Here is a 21,924-nt window from a genome sequence, read left to right on the forward strand (position 1 = left end):
GATTTATTTCAAATCATTCAAAAAGCTTATGCCATGCTCCGGCAGCTTCACCCCGAAATTGTCTGCAACCGTGGCCCCAATGTCGGCAAAGGTCTTGCGCAGCGGCAACTCCTTGCCTTCCGCAAAACGCGGGGAGTAGACAAGCAGCGGTACGTATTCCCGCGTATGATCCGTCCCTTTGTAAGTAGGATCATTCCCGTGGTCTGCTGTGATAATCAGAAGATCATCGTTTGTCATTTTCTCGAACACCTCTGGCAGGCGCTGGTCATAATCCTCCAATGCCTGGCCATATCCTTTCGGATCGCGGCGGTGCCCGTAAACCGCATCGAAGTCCACGAGGTTTATGAAGCTCAGACCCTTGAAGGAATCATCCATGGTCTGCACCATTTTGTCCATGCCGTCCATATTCGATACGGTTCTGACAGCCTTCGTAATGCCTTCACCATCATAAATATCGGAGATTTTGCCGAGGGCAATCACTTCGAGTCCTGCATCCTTCATCTCGTTCATGGTTGTGCGTCCAAAAGGCTTCAAGGCATAATCATGCCGGTTCGCGGTACGCTTGAAGCTGCCAACCTCGCCAGTGAACGGACGCGCAATAATCCGGCCGAGCATATAAGGATCTTCCAGCGTAATTTCGCGGCAGAATTCGCAAATTTCATACAGTTCCTTCAGGGGAACCACATCCTCATGCGCCGCGATTTGCAGTACAGAGTCCGCCGAGGTATAAATAATCAGCGCACCTGTCTTTACATGCTCCTCGCCAAGCTCTTCAATGATCTCCGTTCCGCTTGCCGGCTTGTTGCCGATAACCTTGCGTCCGGTCTTCTCTTCAATCCGCTGAATCAGCTCATCCGGAAAACCGTCCGGGAACACTCGGAAAGGCGTATCAATATACAGGCCCATGATCTCCCAATGACCTGTCATCGTATCCTTGCCGTTCGAAGCTTCCTGCATCTTCGTATAATAAGCCCGAGGCTTATCGGCAGCAGGCACTCCTTCGATCTCCCGGATGTTCGACAGCCCAAGCGCTGCCATATTCGGCATGTTGAGCCCCCCGCATTCGCGGGCTATATGCCCCAGCGTGTCAGATCCGATATCATCAAAATCAGCCGCATCCGGTGCCTCACCGATGCCTACAGAATCCAGTACAATCAAGTGAATTCGGTCAAAACGTTCCATATCCATGCTCCCCCTCTTATATGATCTCAAAAATCAAACTATCCATAAGGCTCGCTTGTTGTTTACTTCCATCCCTTGGTTACAGGAACAGTCCGGCAATCGTTGCAGACAGCACGCTTACCAGCGTTGCACCGTACAGCAGCTTCAAGCCGAAACGTGCAACCACATTCCCCTGCTTCTCGTTTAGCCCCTTCACCGCACCGGCAATAATGCCGATGGAGGAGAAGTTTGCGAACGACACCAGGAATACGGACACGATACCAATGGTGCGCTCGGACAGATTCGTGAAGTTGGACAGCTCAAGCATGGCTACGAACTCATTCGATACAAGCTTCGTTGCCATAATACTGCCGGCGTCCACTGCCTCTTTCCAAGGCACACCCATGACAAAAGCAAAGGGAGCAAAGATAAATCCTAACAGCTCTTGGAAAGATATCCCGAAAATCAGATCAAAGATGCCGTTGATCATCGCGATCAATGCAACAAATCCGAGAAGCATCGCGGCAACGGTAATCGCTACCTTGAAACCGTCCATGATGTATTCACCCAGCATCTCGAAGAAGGATTGCTTCTCCTCTTCCTGCACTTCCAGGATATCCTCATCCTTCTCCACCTTATATGGGTTCACGATGGAAGCAATAATAAATCCGCCAAACAGGTTGAGTACCAGCGCGGTCACCACGTACCGTGGCTCGATCATGGTCATGTATGCCCCGACGATCGACATCGATACCGTGGACATCGCGGAAGCACAGAGCGTATACATACGGTGCTTCGGAATTAAGGCGATCTGTTTTTTAACCGATATAAACACCTCGGATTGCCCCAGGATCGCGGAAGCTACCGCATTGTAAGACTCCAGCTTTCCCATGCCGTTGACTTTACTTAAGACGAGACCGATATATCTTACGATAAACGGCAGTACCTTAATATATTGAAGTATACCAATCAACGCGGAAATAAACACGATGGGCAGCAGAACGTTCAAGAAGAACGGACCTGCACCTTCATTGGCAATGCCACCAAATACAAACTCGATTCCGGCTCCCGCGTAGTCAAGCAGCGCTTTAAACGTATTCGCTATCCCTTTGACAAGATACTCGCCGATATTGGTGTTCAGCAGGATAAATCCCAGGATCAGCTGCAGCACAATCATTACAGCCAGCGGACGATAACGAATTTTGCGCTTATCATTACTGATAAGGAACGCAAGACCGAATACGACCAGCAAACCTAGTATGGCGATTAAAAATTTCATCGTCGTTGTTCCCCCATAGGTGAATTTTTATGATATAACACGGTTAACCCGATGATCATTCAGAACTGCTGGTTACATTAATAGGATGAGCTGGACTGGCCGCCCTCCATGATTTTCACGCCCGAGCTTGCACCGATTCGGGTTGCGCCCGCTTTGATCATAGCTTCCATATCTTCTTTGCTGCGTACGCCGCCGGACGCCTTAACGCCGGTGTTCTGACCAACGGTCTTGCGCATCAAGGCAACATCTTCCGGAGTAGCTCCGCCTGTAGAGAAGCCTGTAGAGGTCTTAACAAAATCCGCTCCCGCTTTCACGGACAACTCGGATGCACGCACCTTTTCTTCCTCGGTCAGAAGGCTTGTCTCAATGATGACCTTAACCAGCGCTTTGCCCTTAGCTGCATCCACTACAGCTTGGATATCCTTAAGCACGAGCTCATCATTACGATCTTTAAGCGCCCCGATGTTAATGACCATATCCACTTCTCCAGCCCCATTGGCAATAGCGTCCTTCGCTTCAAATGCTTTGGCTGCTGTTGTCGAAGCTCCCAGCGGGAAGCCGATAACGGTACATACTTTAACCTTAGTGCCCGCAAGCTGCTCAGCACAGTAGGATACCCAAGTCGGGTTCACACAAACCGAAGCAAATTCGTATTTTTTGGCCTCATCCGTAAGTTTCGTAATCTCGGCTTGGGTTGCATCCGCCTTCAACAGTGTGTGGTCAATCATTCCTGCTATATTCATCTGGTTAAACACTCCCTAATATAATTTTTGTAATTTTGTAAAAGCGCTCTCATTACGCTTAAACCTGTAGACGGGACCATCATATCACAGCTATGAACATATGTAAAACACATGATGAAAATATGTTCATTCCGATTTATGGCAATGATATTTATCATTGTTCGCTTAACAACTTGCCATCATTCAGGAATAATCTAACAACTCTTTGTTTACTATGCTCTATACCCTGTCGGGGTAAACATAAACAGAAGATACGGTTCCCTCACTAGTCCGTCACATATTCCACAGCACAAACACACCTCATGAAGGTGAGCACGAAGCCGATCCGCTTCGATGATCACCGCAATGAGGTGTGTTTGATCCTTCTTGTGCATCGACATGCACGATTTCATGGAAGCAGAGCTTGCGCCGTAAACTGATCCGTCACAAGTATGTTGGCATATTTACCGATCAGCGCAGCTCTTATGGCATCTACCTTTCGCTGTCCGCCTGCAACGAGAATGGATTTCTCCTTGTGCCGCAAATCCTTCAAATCGATGCCGACCGTACGGCTGTTGATATCCTCACTGCACACCCGGCCCTCGGCGTCAAAAAACCGGGAGCAGATATCACCTGCGCCGACCTGCTGCAGCAGCTTCTGTTCTTTCTCGCTCAGGTAACCGAGTCGAAAGAGGAGCGCATCTTCATGCACCGTGCCCACCGTAAACATGGCAATGTTGGCTTGCTTGCCTAATTGAATGATTCGCTGGATATGCCTGTCCCTCTCAACCATTTCCTTCAGTTCCATCGTGTCAAATATGACGGGCAGCGGCAAATATCTCGCCATCGTATGGTACGCCTCCGCGAAGAGATTGACAATCTCCGCTGCATACGTGTTCACATGCGAATGGCTGACCCCGCCCTTCAGTTGCACGACCTCTACGCCACGGACCGATTTCTGCTGCAGCTGTAGCGCCACGGCATGCATGGTCGTTCCCCAGGTCACGCCGATAATGTCAGCATCCTGAACCGTTTCATGCAAATAATCGGCTGCCCTTTTGCTGATATGCTTCTGAATTTCACGATACTCATTGATGGGAGAATAGCTAATGAGCACTTCCTCCAGCTTGTATACCTTCTTGACCCTCTCGCCCAAAGCATCGAGATTCTCAAGCGGGTCCACAATGCTGATCTGCACATACCCCTGCTCTTTAGCGTGCTGAAGAAGCCTTGAAACCGTAGGGCGTGAAACGCCGAGCCTGGTGGCGATATCCTGCTGGCTGTAATCCGACATATAGTACAATCTTGCGGCCTCGATACTGAGACGCTGTTTATCCTGTTCCATCATCCAACCCACTTTGTTGTGTCGTATACAATTTGGGTACATTATACAGCGTTCTTATGCGGATTTCGATAGCCATGCAAAAGAAGCACATAAATTTGCGATATGTTCGCAATTTGATGTGCAGCATCATAGGAATTCCTGTGTCAACCAACTGCCTCCTTGCAAAAACAGACAAGCACCCGCGCAGCACATGCTATCGCTGAAAACTCAGTCGCTTCACACGTTAACAACGGGCACTTGCCACTTACCATCTACAAGCCTATACGGGCTGATTGTATTCGAGCGGAGATACTCGGCCATAGGAAGCCTTGGCACCTTGGATCGGTGCCGCCCAGCCTACGGCGTTCACGATTACCTGCTGAATGTCCGGCAGATGATAGGTAGGGAACGCTTCGTGACCCGGTCTGAAATAGAACAGCCTGCCGCGCCCCCGCTTATAACAGCAGCCGCTGCGGAACACCTCGCCGCCTTCAAACCAGGAGACAAACACCAGTTCATCCGGTGCCGGAATCTCAAAGCGTTCTCCGTACATTTCCTCCTGCGGAACTTCGATATACTCTCCGAGCCCGCTAACGATAGGATGGCTTGGATCAATAACCCATAAACGTTCCTTCTCGCCATCATCACGCCATTTCAGGGCGCCAGTATTCGTGCCGAGAAGGCGCTGAAAAATCTTCGATCCATGCCCGGAATGGAGCACAATGATCCCCATGCCGTCCAGTACGCGCTGGCGTACTTTTTCCACGATATCATCTCTCACTTCACCGTGTGCCACATGCCCCCACCAGAGCAGAACGTCTGTTGAAGCTAGCACTTCATCTGTCAGACCATGTTCCGGATCATCCAAAACGGCTGTACGTACATAAAACTCGGCATCCTTCTCCAGAAAGTCCGCAATCGTCCGGTGTATGCCTTGGGGGTAAATTTTTGCAATCTGTTCATTATGTCTCTCGTGCCGATATTCATTCCATACCGTTACATTAATCCTAGCCATGGTTAGTGACCTCCCAAAGTATGATCATTCTGCGTTCTTCCGACCAAAATCAGCAAATAACATCCATCGTTCGTTGGCAAACCATTTAAATTCACCCCAAGTATAGGCTGTGTTACAATGAACGGGAATGTGAGAAAGTTACTCTTTTTGTACAAAAACGACTTTGCGTTTTTTTGGGGGAGAGAGGGTGTATTCGTGCTATCGATGAACGCGGACTATGTACCAAGAATCAAACTCATGGGATTTGTCTCCTACAAGAACCCCTGGATTCATTTCAAGCGGAATACGCACGAGTTTATTCTGTATTTTGTGAAGAGCGGCGAGCTTCATCTTCAGGAGAATGGTGTGGCCCATGTGCTCAAGAAAGGCGACTTGCTCGTGCTTGAACCGCATATGGACCATGAGGGGACCCGCAAGCATGCCTGCGACTACTACTATATTCATTTTGAACATCCGGATATTCATCCCGCACCGGACCGTCCCTTATCCCTGCTTGCCAAACAATGGATAATGGGTGAGAGCGACCCCGCAGGCAAGGATAGCAACAGGCAGCTATACTTCCCTAAGACCTGCACCTTGACACAGAAAAAAAGCCTCCATCATATGCACCATGCCCTGGGTGAAATGCTGCAACTGTACCGACGCAAGCACTTCAACCGCAGTTTGACCGCGCTCAAATTCATGGAAATGCTGATCGAGCTGTCCCGCGAGAGCCTCTTCGACGAGCTGGAGAACGACAGCCCGCATACCAAGTCCTACATGAAGGTGCATGCATTGCTGGATTACATCCATGAACACTACGCCCAGAAGATCATCAGCTCGGAAATCGAGCTGCGCTTCGAATGCAATTATGACTACATCAACCGGGTGTTCGCCAAGCTCACTGGCCTTACGATCATGCGCTACGTGAACCAAGTCCGGATTCATCATGCCAAGGAGCTGATTGAGGCCACCCATCTCAGCTTCGGGGAGATCGGGTATCTGACCGGCCTGGATGATCCATTCTATTTCAGCAAGGTGTTCAAAAAATACGTTGGCATGTCCCCCAATCAATACTATAAACAGGTGCATGAGAAGGAATAAAGCGGCGGTCAGCCGCTTTTTTTGTTGGAAAATATCAGGCATAAATGGAACATTAAATGGACGGAATGCGTTAGTTTAAGTAGCGAATGCCAAGGAGGGGATTATCATAAGATTCAAGTCGTTGTATGTTGTGCTCAGTGTTGTAGTCGTTTTTCTCATATCAGCTTGCGCCAATGGCGTTACTGACTCAGATTCGCGGAACGGTTTAGCGGAGCCTTATCGCTTGGCGCTGGATGAATTAATATCAACCGATACAGCCCTCAATGACGGCATGGAGTTCATTTCACTGGATTTCGATGAACAGCTTCCATTAGAGGATTCAGATAAGCAGAGCATCGAGGAATACCTGCAAAGCCGATATAACGTGAAGATTTATCATCTCACCTATGAACAATTGGTTGCGCAAGGGTTATATTACGCTAGTGATACCAAACGTAAAGGGATTTTACTGAGCATCGAAAAGCAGGAGCAATCGGATCAGAACAACATGACTATCGAGGTAAGCAAGTATCGTTCGAATGAGGGCGGGCTCACCGCAAAAGTAACTCTAGCTTACCAACAGGATCAATGGAAAGTGGTTAATTCTACGCCTACAAAAGAAAGTTAAGGGAGTATTTCCGGTTTTGCCGAAAACGCTGAATGTAGTATCGTTTGGATACGGGATGGCAAAACATTTGGGAAGTTATTCTTGCCCCCATGCTGTTCGGGCTAACCCCTATCTTCTCTGCTGTACATATTCTCGTCTTGCAATCGAACGAGCACCTTACCAAAGCTGCCTCCTTGCCGAAGCGGAACCTCGTCAGTCGGATAATGATTGTCCAAATGCCTCGAGACGATGCCACGAACCCGCTCATCCACAGTCAAGCCGTGCATATTCAACCATTTGATCGTATCATGGAATGCCGCCTCTTTGGAAAGCGTTGTTGTTTTCACCTCTCGGGTTACCAGCGATTGATAAGAGTAGCCCTTCAGCAGCAGTAATTGGGTCAGGTAAATCATCTCCAAATGCTCGGTCTTTCGGGGGCGATCAGTGACAAGCGGCCATATCTCGTCAACCAGGCTGTGCTCCCTGAAACCTACCGCCAAGCTCATGTAGCAGAACGCCCTCGCGCAGCTCAGTACCCTCTCCACACTGGCCCAATCAACCAAAACCGGGCACATGGAGACAAAGACAAGATCAAAGGCTCGCTCCCATCCTTTTGCCTCAAGATCAATATTTTCGAAAGGTTCGTGTACCACCTTGACCGTTCCATTGACCAAGGCTGAACTATTCTGCTGCAGGAGCTCGACCAACGGAAGGGAGGTTTCCACCGCGGTTACATCCGCTCCCCGCTCCGCGAAAGGTACGGAAAAGCCACCCGACGCCGCACCTATATCCAGAACAGAAGATCCTGAAAATTCAACGCCCTGGTCCTCCAGCCAGTTCATAATCCGTCTAGCCCTTTGTCTGCCTTCTTCGCTGAACACTTCTTTATTGAATGACTTAGCCGATGAATCAAATGAATGAGCCGGGTCGATGCCGGCCCTCTTCATCTTGTTTACACCCGTATACGGATCTTCCTTCCATGCTTTTTCCCATACCGCCGAATCAAACAGTTCATGGCTCATTGTATATATCACCTATTTTCTCACGATTTTTATGACTCAATTGAAAAACCAACATGGAGGTCTATTCATAATCATTTTTCACATGGGGTCGGGAATCGCTAAACGTTCCTGTCCTTCTGACCGATATGTGAACACGCTTCATGAAAAGAGAAAGGACGAAACCTGCAATCGCAACAACAATCGGGCGTTCTGGCCCAGGATTGTCATGCTCGCCTTCACCAGCTCGGGCAGTAACGTATCTCCATGAAATGAAATCACTAAGATTTAGCGAGGTTCATTTTCGGCGGGATATATCCGAGCTGCCTGCCTATTTTCACAATTTGTCCTCTATGATGAAATTCGTGCGTGATGGCATGGGTAAATAGCCATAATTCGGTTAACTCTACGCTGTCACTCTGCCAGGATGCTTGAACGGTAGGATCCCATTGGTTTTTAAATTCATTCAGAAATTCATAAACCAGGGCATCCGTTTTCTTAAAAACTTCACGCATTCCCTGCACATTGTCAACGGATTCTGGTTTTAATCTGGGAAGTGATTTGCCAAGGCCACGATTCCCCAACCATACCCGATAACAATCAGCTACATGAACATGCAGACTCCGAATAGAAACTCCGCCCAGGGCTTCAACTTCTTTAGCATAATCTGTGGGGGACATAGTTTCGCAGTAACGAAATAATGATTCCCTTGTACGCTTAATCAAATCATACTGGCTTTTGAATACATCCATCTTCTTCCCCTCCTTTTGATAATAAGCTACGTATGATTAAATTGCGGATTTCCCCACCTAGTTAGATGCACGTTATCCTAAAATTAGGATGTAGCATCACTACTCTTCGCCCCCCGAACAGCCCACATTCCGCTATTCCGAATCAGCTTACGCACGGATTCCACCTGGAAAGATGGAAGATGATGCCCCGGCATCAGGTATACTACGCGGCCAGAGCCATATGTATGTGCCCACGCAGCAGGCCACCGCTGGCCATCATGCACATATTCGGCAAGTATAACCGCTGATTCATGCGGACTCAGCTCGAACCGGAACGGTTCTTCATCTATCGTAAAATCGCTTAAGTTCTCCACAATAGGGTGACTCCCCCGATTATATCGAATTGGCAGTGACGTATAGTCCGGATGTCCCGTAACCCTGCCGCCGATTAACTTTTCGAGCTCTTGGCTTTGCTGCAGTGAGATACCGTTATGGATGACTAGCAGACCGCCACCGTTTCTCACATAGGATATGAGCGCTTGTACCTGATCTGCGGTTATTTCCAGATCCGAGAAATCCGCGTACGATATGAACAGATCATAGCCCTCCAGCTTATCCTCCTGAAGCACGGCGTAATCATCCGTACATTCAACGTCCATAGGTTCAAATATGGTTTGTAATTCGTGATCAATATGCGCAAAAGGATGATATTTCGCTCCCTCGTATTGTCCAAGCGCAATTGCTTTCATATTGATATTCATAGTCTCCTCTCCTTCCCATTGATCAGGGTCGCTCTTGTCCTTTATAATCCATCAAGATCAGCTGTTCGCCAAGGTGCGCATTGGGGGGTCCATCACAAGCTAAAAAATAATGCGATCGGCAGACACATCCGGCGGCACGGCCGCTAGATAACCATCACTTGTCACCCATGGGCTAACGGCTTCGTTTAAATCGATACCCACCATTCACCCCCATCATCGATTCAATCATGCCCGTTAAAAATCATATTACAGACTTCAAAGACTCTTATTGTCTTTAATTGACTTAAAAAAAGGAAGGATCATATAACGATGTTATGTTCACGTACAAGATCCGACATTTTCTGATTTCTCAACAGTTCTTCCATCTTCTCTTCTGCCGACAACACCACCTTCTGAATCGGGCATCCTGGTCCATGATCGAAACTGCAATCGAACAAGGAAGCCGAACCTTCAATCGCATGGATAATATCCAGAAACGAAATATCTTCCCAATTTCGTTTGAGGCGATAGCCGCCATTCACCCCCGTTATCGATTCGATCATGCCCGCCTTCACCAACTTGGTCAGTATTTTGGACAGATAGGTGGGAGACACACTTTGTCGCTCCGCCAACTGCTGTACGCCTATTGGTTTCTGGGGAGTCGCCGCAGTAAGAAAGAGCATCGTATGGAGGGCATAGTCTGTGGCCTTGGAGTACTTCATTCAACATCACCTCTATTAGGGACTTCACAGGTCTATAATAGCTATTTTATTTCATTACGTCAAGAAGAAAACATGCGCTTTACGCCGTATTGAACCATGTGCATGTTTCTGGCTTACATACATCGAATTTCTTCACATGATCAATTTTGAGCTCAAGCCCTTCTCATTCTCACTTCGTACACTATCCTTTTTGATAGTACCTATCAATAATGTGCGTACTATTTTTTTATATACTTTCAATCTATACTAACCTTACTTCAAGTAAAGGAGAGAAAAAAATGACGAATATCAAAAGCTACAATCACAGTCTTTGGGATCACGGCATCACCCAGGGTTACTCCGTAAACGGAACTATCTACATTTCGGGGCAATTTTCCCACGACACGGAGGGCACGTTCGTTGGCAAAGGCGATATCGAGGCACAAACCCGGCAAACGCTGGAAAATCTAGATCGCGTACTGGCGGGATTTGATGTCACGAGGTCGAACCTCGCTTATGTGGAGATCTATTTAACAAACGCTGAAGAACATTTCGATCCGGTCATCAGACTGTTCAAGGAATACGTAGGACAACACCGGCCGGCTGGCTGTCTCCTCGGCGTGACCTATCTTGCGTCCGCTGAACAATGGATTGAAATAAGCGCCGTTGCACACACGGACTAACTCGTCACCGTGGTCGGCACAGCAGGTGCGGCCCGAGCTTTGGATCACCCTCCGGTTTAGACAAAATTATAGATCGTAAAAACACAAAAAGCCGCAACGATGCGGCTTTTACGTGTGTATCATTTTCTCGCAAGGCTGCTCCGGCCATTTCATTATCGTTCAATCGATATCCCCTTTAATAGCAGCTTGACCGCATTGACATGCAGAGCTGCATACTCGTCCCCGCTTAGATTTGGCATCGTTAGGCAGAGCTGCGTTGCTCCAGCCAATGTGGACATTACACCAAAACTCAACGTTTCGATATCTTCATTAATAAAGACGCCTTGGTCGATCCCCGTTTGCAGCACTTGCCTTATTGCACGATAGGCTGCTTCTGTGATCTCTCTCAATGTAGCCAATGACTCGGATTCGCTAGAAAGTGTTCTGGCATACTCTTCGAGTGCTTGGACTAATGGACTTTCACAATCTCTGCCGAATAAATCAGCCATTTCAATCAGCTGTTCGCTGGGAGACGTGGAATGCTCCATCAAATGAAGCCACTTTTGTGACATTTGTTCCGCATGCTGGGTAAGCAATTGGAGAAAGAGCACCTCTTTATTTTTGAAATGATGATACAAATTGCCTTTACTCATCTGTGTCGATGCACACAAGTCGTCCATTGTGGCTCGGTCATAACCTTTTTCAATAAATAATAACTTGGCATGGTTTAATATGATCGTTTTTGCTTCTTCTGCTGGCAGTCGCCTTCTGGTCATATGTTCCTCCCGGAACCTTATGAACGGTTCCTTTGATGCTTGAAAAATTGAAAAGCCCCATATGTGATAACAATAGCAAAAATCCCAAAGAATGCAAACGGCATATCCAGCGTGTGACGGTATACAATGCTCTGCAGTCCCATATTATCCAACGTCGATGATCCATATCCCCAAATGGATGTATTAAAAATATTCGTGGCAAAATGGATCCCGATGGGAGCAGCCAGACCATTGGTGTGGTAAGCAACGATTCCCAGAAAGAAGGCCCCCAGCAGGTAATACAACGGTCCAAAAATCCCATAGTTTAGCATTTCGGGATTAAAACCATGGATCAGGGCAAAGGTTAGGGAAGTGGCAAAGATGGACCAGAATACCCCGCCTCTTAATGATCTGAACATACGGTACATATAGCCTCTGAAGAAAATCTCTTCAGCAGCCTTTGCAGCAAAATCAAAGGAGCGGTAATGAGGAGTACACCTAACCATGGAAGCGGATCAAAATGAAGCGTAAAAGCTTGAGGATGTACGCCTATATCCACAAGCAAATACAGGATAAGGGCAAATAAATACCATAAAAAATAACGTACAAACTTCCGGAAATCAGGCCTATTACCTTCAAACAAAAATGTTCTAAAACGAATTTTGAAGAAATATCTGGTGACTAGGAAAACTCCGAGAATCAGGAAAACAAAGGACAAATACAGCGTGATCAGACCAGGCAGTCCTGAGCGAGTAGCGGGAATCAAGTTATGAAGCAGACTGAGCCACAATAAAGTGCCGCCCTGCCAAATCATAAAAATGATGATGAAGCCTGCTAAAGATTTGACGCTGAACGGTATCAGCGGTTGAAGGCCATATTTTTTTTCCAATGACATTCACCCATCTCTCATTTTATTTACCGACTATATAGTCGGTAAATAAAATATACATAGCTGATTTTGGTCTGTCAACATTGAACAAGAGTTTTGACGCTCACTTATCTTTGCACTTCTCCACATATGTTCACAAACACTGGATAACTTTCATGGAATATGCGACTTAAATTCAATTTACACGAATCTAGCGTGGATAATGTTCATAACTCTGTGTATAAAGAACTCCAAAACGATGTTATGCACAGTCCATTAAGAGTCTCACTGCTGTGAGAGCTTGAATTATCCACAATATAGAATTTGGATTTTTCTGCATATCGCTAAGGTATATTAAAAAAAGCGAAGACAAGGGAAGCTCCTCCCTGTCTTCGCTTATGAATTTAGGCCTGCCCGCGGCAGCGCCCGATTTCGGGTCATATGATGTAACCTGTCCTATATCAGGCCCGCATACTCCAATCCATGGCGAATGCCGCCATCGTTCACATGCCTGGTTACATAATCAGCAAGCGGCTTCACTTCCTCATGCGCATTATCCATGGCAATACCGAGCCCTACATAAGACAGCATTTCCTTGTCGTTAAGCCCGTCCCCGAAGGCCACGGCTTCCTCGGCGGTAATCCCGAGATGCTTCAGCACAGCCTCGATCCCCTTGGCTTTCGAACCGCCTCCCGGAATGACATCCATAGCGACCCGATGCCAGCGCACAAAGCTCACATCGCTGAACGGAGCCTCTGCAGAGGTATACAGCTCTTCCTCATGCGCCTCACAGTACAGCAGCGCTTGATATACCTTGGCCTCTTTCCAATAGCTGCTGCGGTATCCAGGAACTTCGACCCTCAGATCGTAGAAAGACTCGGCAACATACGGATGCTCCTCATGGTTTGCAAATCCCGCTTCCGCACCTTGCATCACAATCGGGTGATTGTGCGCAAGCGCCGTATTTTCCAACAGCTCCAGCGTCTTCTCGGAGATCGGGTGCTCGTATACCGCTTTCCCTTGATACACGACATAAGATCCGTTAAAACTTACGAAGGAATCGACACCTAGCTGCCTAGCATAATGCTCAAAATAGTACGGCGCCCGCCCTGTGGCAATAAAAACGTCGATCCCGTTCTTTTTCAACTGATGAATCGCATCGATCGTATCCTGTGGAATTTCCTTCTCTTCATTCACAAGCGTTCCATCTATATCAAAAAACACGGCTTTGTACGTCATCGTATGGTTTCCTCCTGTTAATTTTCTCTTTATTTGCGCCCGTAATCGGCCTTAATCTCTCCCCAGCTCTTCGTCTGCCATTTCAACACCTTGTTCTCATAGGTATTGGTTCTAAGCCAGTGCTCTGCCCGGTCCACCAGATCCCAGATTTCCTTGGTTGATGCATCCCGCGGGAGTGTAGACACCACCTTCTTCTGCTTCAGCCACTTGAGCGCATTCATGGAATCGCTGTACACCGTTTTGGTGCTTCCTATTTTCTTTAAATAAGCTAACGCATGAACGATCGCCAGAAACTCGCCGAGGTTATTCGTCCCCTTCTGGATGGGTCCGCATGAGAATAGAATATCCCCGGTTTGAGTATCTACACCCTTATATTCCACAGGTCCCGGATTTCCCCGCGTTCCCACGTCCACTGAGATGCTATCGTAATCGATCTCTCCCGGATCTATGTCAGGTGAAGCACTGCTTCGCTTGAAACCCTTGGATGCTGAACTTCCGGCACCGCTTCCGGACTGCTGTCCCCAGTAATTCTTATAGCCCGCAGCATAAGCCTTCTCCGCTTCGCTTCGGGATTCGAACGCCTTGAATTTAGCGCCAGTAAACTGGTTCACCTGCTGCTGGCATTCGGCCCAGCTTGTATAAATTCCGGGCACCTTACCTACCCAGACTACATAAAATTTCTGCTTCGCCATCATAAACCTCCATCCTGAGCTAACCTCTCTAGCGTACTATATCACATCCCCCAAAACCAACAAAAAAAGCGCCATCGTCTCCGATCCGCTTTCTGTGTTTGACCTTATGCAATTGTTCTTGTTTCGTAGGTTTGACTCTCACATGCTGTGACAGTGAACTATAATCTTCATTGGTCTTTCTCATCATCGCGGCTGACCATGTGCCGGCACGTTCCGCTTGGCGGAGCGCTTTTTGTGTTTTGGTACGGGCCATGAGGCTCACACTCCTTATATTATGGAATTCCCCTATATTGTACGGCAAACCCGAAGGGAATGGAACGAAAAGCTCGCGCAGACTCCCACTCCCTTTACACAGCTGTTCATTTCCATCCATCAAACGCAAGGGCCTTGTCCCGATAAACGATCTTCACTCCGTCATGCGTCTGGTATTCCAGCCCGTTCAGCTTCGCCTCAGCCTCGTCATCACGTTCGTCACTTCCGATCGTGACCTTATCCTGATCTACATTCGTGATGGTCCACGATCCGCTCGCGTTGTCCAGCGAATATCTTCGGTTCGTCTGCGACAGCAGTCTCTCCTTCAGCTCCCTGGATTCCGAGACGTAGACATAGACACCATCTGCCCCTTCGCTTCCATAAGGCTCCGAAACGCGGAGAACGGCCTTCTCCTCGTCCATCCCCATAGAATGAATCAGCCCGAGCATATGCTCCTTGTGCTTCTCGTACTCCTCCTTGGGCATCCCCATCAAATCCGCAGCACGATATTCCTTCTCGTTATATCCGAAAATAATGCGGTCGCTGATAACATCCCTGTACGAATCGCTGACAATCCCGTCCAGCTCCGCCTGATACTTCGGGTAGTCCATCTGAAAATGCAGCAATTTATATTCGGCCGTCTCCAGCTGCTCAACCTGCTTCACAATTTGTTCCTTCTCCGGATCCGACAGAGCTGACTCGCTGCACGCGGACAATGCCAGCACAGATAACGCTGCAAGCAGCGATAATAATAAAGATTTCATATTTTGTCTCATCTGTGTCTTCCTCCCCTTTCTTTCTATAAAGCTATGATATAATACGGAATCATTGGAGAATAGACCCAATAAGGATAGGAGGGTTCAACCCGATATGAAATTGGAGCGGCTCATATCCATGATTTATATGCTGCTGAACAACGAAATTCTCTCGGCGTCTGCCTTGGCTGAGAAATATAACGTATCCCAGAGAACCATTTATCGGGACATTGACGCAATCTGCGCAGCCGGCATTCCGGTTGTATCCTATCAAGGGGTGAACGGCGGATATGGCATCATGGAACAATATAAGATGGACAGAAGCCTGCTTGGCTCTTACGACGTCAGCGCCTTAATCACGATCCTGCACAGCATGTCAACCGTGTTTGAGGATGAACGGGCAATGGATACCATACAGCGGCTGCAGACCATTGACCGTTCCGGCAGCTCTGCATCGCGAGGATTGTCCATGGATATCGGGAGCTGGCGGTCACACCATGAATCGCTTCGTCTTCTGCGCGGCGCCATTACGGATCAACACGTGATTTCCTTTCAATACATCAGCGCCAAAAATGAGCGGATTTACAGGAAGGTTGAGCCCCTTCGGCTTATGTATAAATATAGCGTCTGGTATGTGTACGGATTCTGCAGAACCCGGGCCGACTACCGGGAATTCCGCATATCAAGAATGTCGGAGCTCTCTGCATCCGCTGAGCCCTTTCAGCGCAAACATTCGGAGGAGCACACCCAAGGCCCCCATCTTCAAGAGCGGCAGCACCACAGGAACGAAACGCATGCATGGAAAGCTTCCTCAGATGGCATTGAAGTCGTGCTGCATGTATCAACTCAAGCTTTGGCGAAGGCAATGGACCATTTCTATGATGTCCAGCGGGAATTTTGTGAGGACGGATCACTCCGCCTTACATTTAAAATCGACCATCCGGACTCCGGGTGGCTCTGGTCCACCCTGCTGAGCTTTGGTGAGGATATCGAGATCATAGAGCCTGCCAGCTTAAGGACACGCATGCAATCCAAGCTAGAAAAAATGCTGCGGCTTTATGCAAAAGTATGACAGTCCGCTGTCATACTTTTTTATTTACACTGATCTCAACAAAACCAAATCACGAAGCTAAAGGGGACAATGCTCATGAATTATCCCGTCAAAATGTATGAATACCATGCTTGGGCGAATCAAGCCATATTCAACCGTCTGCTGGAGCTGCCGGGCGATGTATACAACCGGAAAATAACGAGCATTTTCCCGACCGTATCCGAGGCGTTGACTCACATCTACACAACGGATCTCGGTTGGATGAAGATATTGTCCGGGACGGACATGAACGCTGCTTTAGCGGATGCCTACCTGCTTCGCGAGAAGCTGGAAACAATTTTGCTGGAGGACCTGAATCTTCGGTTTATCGAGCTGTCAGAACAATTCACGGCCTTTCTGTCTCAGCATCCGGATCTTGAGCAGAGCATTCGGCTGGATAATCCCTATGCCGGCATCCGGGATACCCGCTTCTCCGAAATCGTGCTGCACATCGTGAATCATGGCACCTACCGTCGGGGAAATATTACCGCCATGCTGCGCCAGCTCGGAAGCTCCTCCACGATGACCGATTACGCTTTTTTTTGGTACCGGAGTGAGTCGGAGCAGGTCCTCAAGTGAGGATTTGAAGAATCGAAAGCTCCTTTCTTGACTCGCAAGTGGCTAGCTGTTCCTACTGTACGAAACCCGACATACTGCCATATAAAAAAAGCCTGCTTCGAAAAACCAGGTTCCGAGCAGGCTATGCCTTGTCACGCGTTCTATAATTTGCGACCTTCCGTCAACCGCACCCAGAAGCCGCCTTTGAAGCTTTTCGGTTCATGAGAGATGATAAACGCCTGCGGCGACATTTTGCCCAGCGTCTCCATCAGACGGCGCTCGTTCTTCCGTTTCACGAGAACCTGCAGCACGAGCCGCTTGCCGTCCTTGCCATCCGCTTCCCATGCGGTCACGCCGTATCCCTTCTCCCTCAGGTTCATCGCCAGGTTGGTCTCTACGGAATTTACAATGACCTGTACCACGATGTACCCGAGTGCCAAATACTCCTCGATCCGGCTGCCGGCATATACCCCAAGGCCGAAGCCCAGGCAATAAGCCGCCATATTAAAGGGATTGTCCAGATTTTGCAGAACAAGATTCAGGCCGAGCAAGTAAACGAATACCTCCAGCATGGCAAGAAGAGAGGCTACCCCTCTTCTGCCTTTGATCATCAGAATCAAGCGCAGCGTAAAAATGGAGACATAGACTACGTTGATGCCGATGATCGAGCCGATAAGCGACAGCGAGATCATCGAGAATCACGGGCAGCAATGTACTCCGGCCTAGGGCTCTGACCCGAGTAGGGCTGAACGATCTTATTTTCCACGCTGTTATAGACCATGAAAATATTGCTGCGCGGCATAGGCGTGATATTGCTGTTCGAGCCGTGCATAATGTTGCAGTCAAACAGCACGATCGATCCCGCTTTGCCAACAGGTGTATCAATTCCGCCTTCCTTCACCAAGCGTGTCAGACTGTCATGGTCAGGAACGCCATATTCCTGCTTGCGCAGCGAATCCTTGAAGTGATTATCCGGTGTCTTGCCAACGCAAGCCACAAACTCCTTATGGGATCCAGGCACGACCATGAGCGGGCCATTAAAGGGATAGTTATCCTCTAGTGCGATGGAGCAGCTCAAAGCCCTCATCCGCGGCATGCCGTCCTCCACGTGCCACGTTTCGAAATCGGAGTGCCAGTAGAACTCCTTGCCCGTAAAACCCGGCTTGTAATTGATGCGCGATTGATGGATATAGGTCTCGCTTCCCAGCAGATATTCCACAATGGCCAGGAGTCTCGGATGCTGGGACAGCTCCTGGAATACCGCATGGCTGTGATGCACCGCGAACACCGAACGCACTTCGTCACCGCCTGGCTCTCGAATAACTTCATCCTTCTCCGACTCTCTCGCGGTCACCTGCAGACTGCGGGCTTCCGCCTGATAGTGCTGCAGTTCCTCCCGATCGAAGAAACCTTCCAGAAACAAATATCCGTTGCGCTCATAGAATTCGGATTGCTCCAGTGTTATAGAAGCATCCGGTGTCCAGTCCGAATACACCACAGGATCCTGTCTCTTTAAGAGTCTTGGCTCTGAATGCAATCTCGAAGGATAAACGTCCATCTCTTTTTCCTGAAAGGCCGATACCTGATTATGACTCATCGCATGTCATCTCCTTTGTTCGATATGGGGGCGAGGAGCGGGTAGGTTCCTTCCTCGTCATGAACTTCAGCCCCCGTCAGCGGCGGATTGAACACGCAGACCATCCGCATCTGGGAACGAGCTCTCAAGTAATGCTTCTCATGTCCATCCAGTGCGTACATCATCCCCGGAGAGATGGGGTAAGTCTCACCCCCGACCACCTGGATCTCACCCTCTCCCTCGATGCAATATACAGCCTCGACATGATTTTTGTACCAGATCAGCGTCTCGGTTCCGGCCTTAATGATGGTGTCATTGAGGGAGAAGCCCATGCCGTCTTTGGTGAGCAGGAGTCTTCTCGAATTCCAAGTCTTCGCATCGATATCGTCCTTCGTATCCACAATCTCTTTCAAATGTTTAACAATCATGACAACCTCTCCTCTGCTGCTAATTGTTTCACGCTGTTTATAAATATCCCCAATCCCTGCTCCAATGTGTCCAACTCAATCGTCAGCGGTGGCATGAGTTTCGCTACTTCACTGTGCGGACCTGACGTTTCCATAATCAGTCCCTGCTCGAAGGCGATTTCAGACAATCTGCCTGCGAGCTCCGGCTTATCAAAGGCAAATCCCTGGATCAGCCCCCTGCCCCGTATTTCACCGCTGAGCTGTGGATAATCCTTAGCTATACAATCCAAGGATTCGCGAATCTGATTCTCGCGAATACCGATATCAAGCTGAAAATCTTCCGTTTCCCAATAATTCAGCGCTGCCGCTGCAGCAACGAATCCGAGATTGTTGCCCCGGAAGGTGCCGTTATGCTCGCCCGGCTCCCAAATATCGATCTCCGGCTTCATCAGCGTGAGCGCCATCGGCAAGCCGAAGCCGCCGATCGATTTCGAGAGGCATATGATGTCCGGCTCAATACCGGCATCATCAAAGCTGAAGAACGGACCCGTTCGGCCGCAGCCCATCTGGATATCATCCAGAATGAGCAGCATCCCCTTATCCTTGCAGATGCGCGCAAGCTTTTGCAGCCATTCCCCGCTCGCAGCATTCAATCCGCCTTCACCTTGTACAGCTTCAACGATAACCGCCGCCGGAAGCGGAATACCGCTCCCCGGATCATCCAGAAGCTTCTCCATATATGCCATCGTATCCACGTCATCGCCGAAGTAACCGTCATAAGGCATAAATACCGAGTGGCTCAGATCCACGCCAGCACCCTGCCGCTTGAAGGAATTGCCGGTAACAGCCAGTGAGCCGAGGGACATGCCGTGAAAGGCATTCGTGAAGCACAGAACGGTGCTACGCCCTGTCACTTTCCGCGCGATCTTGAGCGCTGCCTCTACCGCATTCGTGCCGGTCGGACCGGGGAACATCACTTTATGATCCCAGCCTCGCGGCTTTAGAATGACTTCCTGAAAGCGGGTCAGAAAGGTCTCCTTCGCTTCGGTAGCCATATCCAGACTGTGTGTAACACCATCCTGCATCATATAATCAACCAGCTTCTGTCGAATCTTCTCATTGTTGTGTCCGTAATTTAACGCGCCGGCGCCGGCAAAAAAATCAATGTATTCATTGCCTTGCGTATCCCACAGCCTTGCATTCCGAGCCTTGTCAAAGACCGTCTGGAAGCTGCGGCAATAACTTCTTACTTCCGATTCCAGATTGTTAAACACCGTAAGCTTCGGTTTCTCCATGACTTGATTGTCCATAATTCCCTCCATTGGTCTAAATGTCATTGAAAAAAGGGCCTATCACGAATAATGGCTCATCTTCATGTGACGTTCCATCCGGGAACATCTCCGCTCCATAACCTACGGTTACGGTGCTGGGAATGGATTTCTCCTCGGCATAACCGAGAAATAACCTGCGGGATGCCATGTTGCTTGGCGATACCGTTGTTTCAATGAAGCGAACGCCGTGACATGCCCTCTGGTTCATGAGTCCTGTCAGCATGGCCTTCGCAATCCCTTGCCTCCGATGCGAGCCGGCAACGGCCACCTGCCATACAAACAGCGTTTCCGGATTACGCGGTGAGCGGAATGCAGAGATAAAACCGATGATGTCTCCTTCGTGCTCGGCGATCATACAGGTATCATTGAAATAGTCTCCAAGCAGCATATAGCAATAGGGGGAATTCAGATCTAGTGATCCGGTATCTCTTACGAGTTCCCACACCCGGGCGCCATCCTGCGCTTCAGGTCTGCGATAAACGATGTCCACTCCAGTATCAACAATCATTCTATACAAGCACCTCTTTCCATGATCAGTCCCCTGCTCATTTCTCAATTAGAGCGGAATCGCTGCAGAAAGTTTTGCAGCCGCTCGCTCCGGGGATTATCGAATATCTCCTCCGGCGTCCCCTGCTCGACGATCAAGCCGTCCGCACCGAATATGACCCGGTCGGCGATTTCCTTGGCAAAATCCATTTCATGCGTAATCAGCATCATCGCCATATCGCCTTCTTCCGCGATTTCCCGGATCACCTCCAGCACCTCGCCTACCAGCTCCGGATCCAGAGCCGAGGTCACCTCGTCGAACACCATCACCTTCGGCCGCATGACCAGCGCTCGTGCGATAGCAACACGCTGCTTCTGCCCCCCGGACAGATTGGCCGGGTACATCTTCAGCTTGTCGTCCAAGCCGACTTTGCCCAGCATGGAGACGGCCCGCTCCTCCGCCTCCTCCTTGGATAAACCCAGCACTTTGCGCGGGGCCTCCGTCACATTGCGAAGCACACTCATATGCGGGAACAGATTAAAATGCTGGAAAACCATACCGACGCTGCAGCGCATTCGATGCAAATGCTTCTCGTTTGCCCGAACAAGCCTGCCCTTCTCTTGCATATGCCAGAGAAGCTCACCATCAACCTCGATGGTGCCTTCGGTCGGTTCCTCCAGTGTCATTAACATCCGCCCCATCGTCGTTTTGCCCGAGCCGCTCGGACCAATAACAGCCACCTTTTCTCCAGGCTGCATCTCCAGATCGATGCCTTTAAGCACCTGGAGATCACCAAACGACTTCGTCACGCCCTTGTATCTCACCATCGGCTTCACTTCCGCTGCCGGGTTTGGATCAGGCTGCGGCACCTCGGCTCCGGCAAACGCATCAATTACTACTGCGTTCAATAGA

The 21,924-nt window shown here is 49.0% G+C and carries 27 protein-coding genes; 5 read left to right on the forward strand and 22 right to left on the reverse strand.

Annotated elements, in window-relative coordinates:
• Positions 1-3: 3 nt before the first annotated feature.
• The 5 genes from deoB to PGL02S_RS15160 all read right to left on the reverse strand — a co-directional run bounded on the left by deoB (position 4) and on the right by PGL02S_RS15160 (position 5,501).
• Positions 4-1,182 carry a phosphopentomutase gene (gene deoB / locus PGL02S_RS15140; protein WP_036643642.1) on the reverse strand — a complete coding sequence of 393 codons (1,179 nt, stop codon included), beginning with the start codon at positions 1,180-1,182 and terminating at the stop codon, positions 4-6.
• A 79-nt stretch (positions 1,183-1,261) separates the two neighbouring features.
• A complete protein-coding gene (locus PGL02S_RS15145) occupies positions 1,262-2,440 on the reverse strand; it encodes a NupC/NupG family nucleoside CNT transporter (RefSeq protein WP_036643562.1) in 1,179 nt (392 codons plus the stop codon).
• Between the two features lie 77 nt (positions 2,441-2,517).
• Positions 2,518-3,183: a deoxyribose-phosphate aldolase gene (gene deoC / locus PGL02S_RS15150; RefSeq protein WP_036643563.1), complete on the reverse strand. Its 666-nt coding sequence runs from the start codon at positions 3,181-3,183 to the stop codon at positions 2,518-2,520.
• A gap of 388 nt (positions 3,184-3,571) precedes the next feature.
• The gene (locus PGL02S_RS15155; protein ID WP_036643564.1) at positions 3,572-4,507 is read right to left on the reverse strand and encodes a sugar-binding transcriptional regulator; all 936 of its coding nucleotides are present in this window, start codon (positions 4,505-4,507) and stop codon (positions 3,572-3,574) included.
• Positions 4,508-4,766: 259 nt separating this feature from the next.
• On the reverse strand, positions 4,767-5,501 hold the full coding sequence (locus PGL02S_RS15160; RefSeq protein ID WP_036643565.1) for a ThuA domain-containing protein: 735 nt from the start codon (positions 5,499-5,501) through the stop codon (positions 4,767-4,769).
• A gap of 204 nt (positions 5,502-5,705) precedes the next feature.
• Between PGL02S_RS15160 and PGL02S_RS15165 the strand changes: the two genes are divergently transcribed.
• Both PGL02S_RS15165 and PGL02S_RS15170 read left to right on the forward strand, forming a co-directional pair.
• A complete protein-coding gene (locus PGL02S_RS15165; protein ID WP_081742862.1) occupies positions 5,706-6,584 on the forward strand; it encodes an AraC family transcriptional regulator in 879 nt (292 codons plus the stop codon).
• Positions 6,585-6,714: 130 nt separating this feature from the next.
• The gene (locus tag PGL02S_RS15170) at positions 6,715-7,191 is read left to right on the forward strand and encodes a hypothetical protein (RefSeq protein ID WP_155984651.1); all 477 of its coding nucleotides are present in this window, start codon (positions 6,715-6,717) and stop codon (positions 7,189-7,191) included.
• 101 nt (positions 7,192-7,292) lie between these two features.
• Here PGL02S_RS15170 and PGL02S_RS15175 read toward each other — a convergent pair whose 3' ends face one another.
• The 4 genes from PGL02S_RS15175 to PGL02S_RS15190 form a co-directional block, all read right to left on the reverse strand.
• Complete coding sequence (locus PGL02S_RS15175) at positions 7,293-8,192, reverse strand: class I SAM-dependent methyltransferase (protein WP_036643568.1); 900 nt, start codon at positions 8,190-8,192, stop codon at positions 7,293-7,295.
• Between the two features lie 257 nt (positions 8,193-8,449).
• The gene (locus PGL02S_RS15180) at positions 8,450-8,920 is read right to left on the reverse strand and encodes a DinB family protein (RefSeq protein ID WP_036643569.1); all 471 of its coding nucleotides are present in this window, start codon (positions 8,918-8,920) and stop codon (positions 8,450-8,452) included.
• 83 nt (positions 8,921-9,003) lie between these two features.
• Positions 9,004-9,648 carry a ThuA domain-containing protein gene (locus PGL02S_RS15185; RefSeq protein WP_036643643.1) on the reverse strand — a complete coding sequence of 215 codons (645 nt, stop codon included), beginning with the start codon at positions 9,646-9,648 and terminating at the stop codon, positions 9,004-9,006.
• A gap of 311 nt (positions 9,649-9,959) precedes the next feature.
• Positions 9,960-10,361: an Rrf2 family transcriptional regulator gene (locus PGL02S_RS15190; RefSeq protein WP_006212815.1), complete on the reverse strand. Its 402-nt coding sequence runs from the start codon at positions 10,359-10,361 to the stop codon at positions 9,960-9,962.
• Between the two features lie 278 nt (positions 10,362-10,639).
• Between PGL02S_RS15190 and PGL02S_RS15195 the strand changes: the two genes are divergently transcribed.
• On the forward strand, positions 10,640-11,023 hold the full coding sequence (locus tag PGL02S_RS15195) for a RidA family protein (RefSeq protein ID WP_036643570.1): 384 nt from the start codon (positions 10,640-10,642) through the stop codon (positions 11,021-11,023).
• A 152-nt stretch (positions 11,024-11,175) separates the two neighbouring features.
• On the opposite strand, the gene PGL02S_RS15200 is transcribed toward PGL02S_RS15195, so the two are convergent.
• The 7 genes from PGL02S_RS15200 to PGL02S_RS15225 form a co-directional block, all read right to left on the reverse strand.
• The gene (locus PGL02S_RS15200) at positions 11,176-11,778 is read right to left on the reverse strand and encodes a TetR/AcrR family transcriptional regulator (RefSeq protein ID WP_006212817.1); all 603 of its coding nucleotides are present in this window, start codon (positions 11,776-11,778) and stop codon (positions 11,176-11,178) included.
• 17 nt (positions 11,779-11,795) lie between these two features.
• A complete protein-coding gene (locus PGL02S_RS28820) occupies positions 11,796-12,176 on the reverse strand; it encodes a CPBP family intramembrane glutamic endopeptidase (protein WP_244892313.1) in 381 nt (126 codons plus the stop codon).
• Positions 12,161-12,652, reverse strand: coding sequence for a hypothetical protein (locus PGL02S_RS28825; protein WP_244892314.1), 492 nt, complete (start codon positions 12,650-12,652; stop codon positions 12,161-12,163). Before PGL02S_RS28825 ends, PGL02S_RS28820 begins: the two co-directional genes overlap by 16 nt.
• A gap of 429 nt (positions 12,653-13,081) precedes the next feature.
• Positions 13,082-13,864: a Cof-type HAD-IIB family hydrolase gene (locus PGL02S_RS15210; RefSeq protein ID WP_036643575.1), complete on the reverse strand. Its 783-nt coding sequence runs from the start codon at positions 13,862-13,864 to the stop codon at positions 13,082-13,084.
• A 29-nt stretch (positions 13,865-13,893) separates the two neighbouring features.
• A complete protein-coding gene (gene rnhA / locus PGL02S_RS15215; RefSeq protein ID WP_006212819.1) occupies positions 13,894-14,556 on the reverse strand; it encodes a ribonuclease H in 663 nt (220 codons plus the stop codon).
• 28 nt (positions 14,557-14,584) lie between these two features.
• The gene (locus tag PGL02S_RS15220) at positions 14,585-14,809 is read right to left on the reverse strand and encodes a hypothetical protein (protein WP_006212820.1); all 225 of its coding nucleotides are present in this window, start codon (positions 14,807-14,809) and stop codon (positions 14,585-14,587) included.
• 106 nt (positions 14,810-14,915) lie between these two features.
• Positions 14,916-15,572, reverse strand: a complete 657-nt coding sequence (locus tag PGL02S_RS15225; protein ID WP_234973114.1) for a hypothetical protein — start codon at positions 15,570-15,572, stop codon at positions 14,916-14,918.
• Between the two features lie 106 nt (positions 15,573-15,678).
• Here PGL02S_RS15225 and PGL02S_RS15230 point away from each other — a divergent pair, with 106 nt between their 5' ends.
• Positions 15,679-16,635, forward strand: coding sequence for a helix-turn-helix transcriptional regulator (locus PGL02S_RS15230; protein WP_036643576.1), 957 nt, complete (start codon positions 15,679-15,681; stop codon positions 16,633-16,635).
• A gap of 75 nt (positions 16,636-16,710) precedes the next feature.
• A complete protein-coding gene (locus PGL02S_RS15235) occupies positions 16,711-17,232 on the forward strand; it encodes a DinB family protein (protein ID WP_036643577.1) in 522 nt (173 codons plus the stop codon).
• A gap of 140 nt (positions 17,233-17,372) precedes the next feature.
• On the opposite strand, the gene PGL02S_RS15240 is transcribed toward PGL02S_RS15235, so the two are convergent.
• From PGL02S_RS15240 to ehuA, 6 genes are read right to left on the reverse strand one after another with little or no spacing between them, the layout of a single operon-like run.
• On the reverse strand, positions 17,373-17,903 hold the full coding sequence (locus PGL02S_RS15240; RefSeq protein WP_006212824.1) for a DUF2179 domain-containing protein: 531 nt from the start codon (positions 17,901-17,903) through the stop codon (positions 17,373-17,375).
• Positions 17,900-18,808, reverse strand: coding sequence for an ectoine hydroxylase (thpD, locus tag PGL02S_RS15245; protein ID WP_036643579.1), 909 nt, complete (start codon positions 18,806-18,808; stop codon positions 17,900-17,902). Before thpD ends, PGL02S_RS15240 begins: the two co-directional genes overlap by 4 nt.
• On the reverse strand, positions 18,805-19,215 hold the full coding sequence (locus PGL02S_RS15250; protein ID WP_036643580.1) for an ectoine synthase: 411 nt from the start codon (positions 19,213-19,215) through the stop codon (positions 18,805-18,807). Before PGL02S_RS15250 ends, thpD begins: the two co-directional genes overlap by 4 nt.
• A complete protein-coding gene (ectB, locus tag PGL02S_RS15255; RefSeq protein WP_036643582.1) occupies positions 19,212-20,504 on the reverse strand; it encodes a diaminobutyrate--2-oxoglutarate transaminase in 1,293 nt (430 codons plus the stop codon). The genes PGL02S_RS15250 and ectB overlap by 4 nt, the downstream gene beginning before the upstream one ends.
• A gap of 16 nt (positions 20,505-20,520) precedes the next feature.
• Positions 20,521-21,033, reverse strand: a complete 513-nt coding sequence (gene ectA, locus PGL02S_RS15260) for a diaminobutyrate acetyltransferase (protein WP_006212828.1) — start codon at positions 21,031-21,033, stop codon at positions 20,521-20,523.
• Between the two features lie 44 nt (positions 21,034-21,077).
• Complete coding sequence (gene ehuA / locus PGL02S_RS15265; protein WP_006212829.1) at positions 21,078-21,920, reverse strand: ectoine/hydroxyectoine ABC transporter ATP-binding protein EhuA; 843 nt, start codon at positions 21,918-21,920, stop codon at positions 21,078-21,080.
• Positions 21,921-21,924 lie beyond the last annotated feature (4 nt).

This window comes from Paenibacillus glucanolyticus NBRC 15330, assembly GCF_004000885.1.
GTDB classification, from domain to species: Bacteria; Bacillota; Bacilli; order Paenibacillales; family Paenibacillaceae; genus Paenibacillus_AQ; species Paenibacillus_AQ glucanolyticus.

Bases quoted from the DNA above. Each gene is read 5' to 3' on its own strand.
- deoB (WP_036643642.1), bottom strand. From the start codon at position 1,182: ATGGAACGTTTTGACCGAATTCACTTGATTGTACTGGATTCTGTAGGC.
- PGL02S_RS15145 (WP_036643562.1), bottom strand. From the start codon at position 2,440: ATGAAATTTTTAATCGCCATACTAGGTTTGCTGGTCGTATTCGGTCTT.
- deoC (WP_036643563.1), bottom strand. From the start codon at position 3,183: ATGAATATAGCAGGAATGATTGACCACACACTGTTGAAGGCGGATGCA.
- PGL02S_RS15155 (WP_036643564.1), bottom strand. From the start codon at position 4,507: ATGGAACAGGATAAACAGCGTCTCAGTATCGAGGCCGCAAGATTGTAC.
- PGL02S_RS15160 (WP_036643565.1), bottom strand. From the start codon at position 5,501: ATGGCTAGGATTAATGTAACGGTATGGAATGAATATCGGCACGAGAGA.
- PGL02S_RS15165 (WP_081742862.1), top strand. From the start codon at position 5,706: ATGAACGCGGACTATGTACCAAGAATCAAACTCATGGGATTTGTCTCC.
- PGL02S_RS15175 (WP_036643568.1), bottom strand. From the start codon at position 8,192: ATGAGCCATGAACTGTTTGATTCGGCGGTATGGGAAAAAGCATGGAAG.
- PGL02S_RS15180 (WP_036643569.1), bottom strand. From the start codon at position 8,920: ATGGATGTATTCAAAAGCCAGTATGATTTGATTAAGCGTACAAGGGAA.
- PGL02S_RS15185 (WP_036643643.1), bottom strand. From the start codon at position 9,648: ATGAAAGCAATTGCGCTTGGACAATACGAGGGAGCGAAATATCATCCT.
- PGL02S_RS15190 (WP_006212815.1), bottom strand. From the start codon at position 10,361: ATGAAGTACTCCAAGGCCACAGACTATGCCCTCCATACGATGCTCTTT.
- PGL02S_RS15195 (WP_036643570.1), top strand. From the start codon at position 10,640: ATGACGAATATCAAAAGCTACAATCACAGTCTTTGGGATCACGGCATC.
- PGL02S_RS15200 (WP_006212817.1), bottom strand. From the start codon at position 11,778: ATGACCAGAAGGCGACTGCCAGCAGAAGAAGCAAAAACGATCATATTA.
- PGL02S_RS28820 (WP_244892313.1), bottom strand. From the start codon at position 12,176: ATGTTCAGATCATTAAGAGGCGGGGTATTCTGGTCCATCTTTGCCACT.
- PGL02S_RS28825 (WP_244892314.1), bottom strand. From the start codon at position 12,652: ATGTCATTGGAAAAAAAATATGGCCTTCAACCGCTGATACCGTTCAGC.
- PGL02S_RS15210 (WP_036643575.1), bottom strand. From the start codon at position 13,864: ATGACGTACAAAGCCGTGTTTTTTGATATAGATGGAACGCTTGTGAAT.
- rnhA (WP_006212819.1), bottom strand. From the start codon at position 14,556: ATGGCGAAGCAGAAATTTTATGTAGTCTGGGTAGGTAAGGTGCCCGGA.
- PGL02S_RS15220 (WP_006212820.1), bottom strand. From the start codon at position 14,809: ATGGCCCGTACCAAAACACAAAAAGCGCTCCGCCAAGCGGAACGTGCC.
- PGL02S_RS15225 (WP_234973114.1), bottom strand. From the start codon at position 15,572: ATGAAATCTTTATTATTATCGCTGCTTGCAGCGTTATCTGTGCTGGCA.
- PGL02S_RS15230 (WP_036643576.1), top strand. From the start codon at position 15,679: ATGAAATTGGAGCGGCTCATATCCATGATTTATATGCTGCTGAACAAC.
- PGL02S_RS15235 (WP_036643577.1), top strand. From the start codon at position 16,711: ATGAATTATCCCGTCAAAATGTATGAATACCATGCTTGGGCGAATCAA.
- PGL02S_RS15240 (WP_006212824.1), bottom strand. From the start codon at position 17,903: ATGATCTCGCTGTCGCTTATCGGCTCGATCATCGGCATCAACGTAGTC.
- thpD (WP_036643579.1), bottom strand. From the start codon at position 18,808: ATGAGTCATAATCAGGTATCGGCCTTTCAGGAAAAAGAGATGGACGTT.
- PGL02S_RS15250 (WP_036643580.1), bottom strand. From the start codon at position 19,215: ATGATTGTTAAACATTTGAAAGAGATTGTGGATACGAAGGACGATATC.
- ectB (WP_036643582.1), bottom strand. From the start codon at position 20,504: ATGGACAATCAAGTCATGGAGAAACCGAAGCTTACGGTGTTTAACAAT.
- ectA (WP_006212828.1), bottom strand. From the start codon at position 21,033: ATGATTGTTGATACTGGAGTGGACATCGTTTATCGCAGACCTGAAGCG.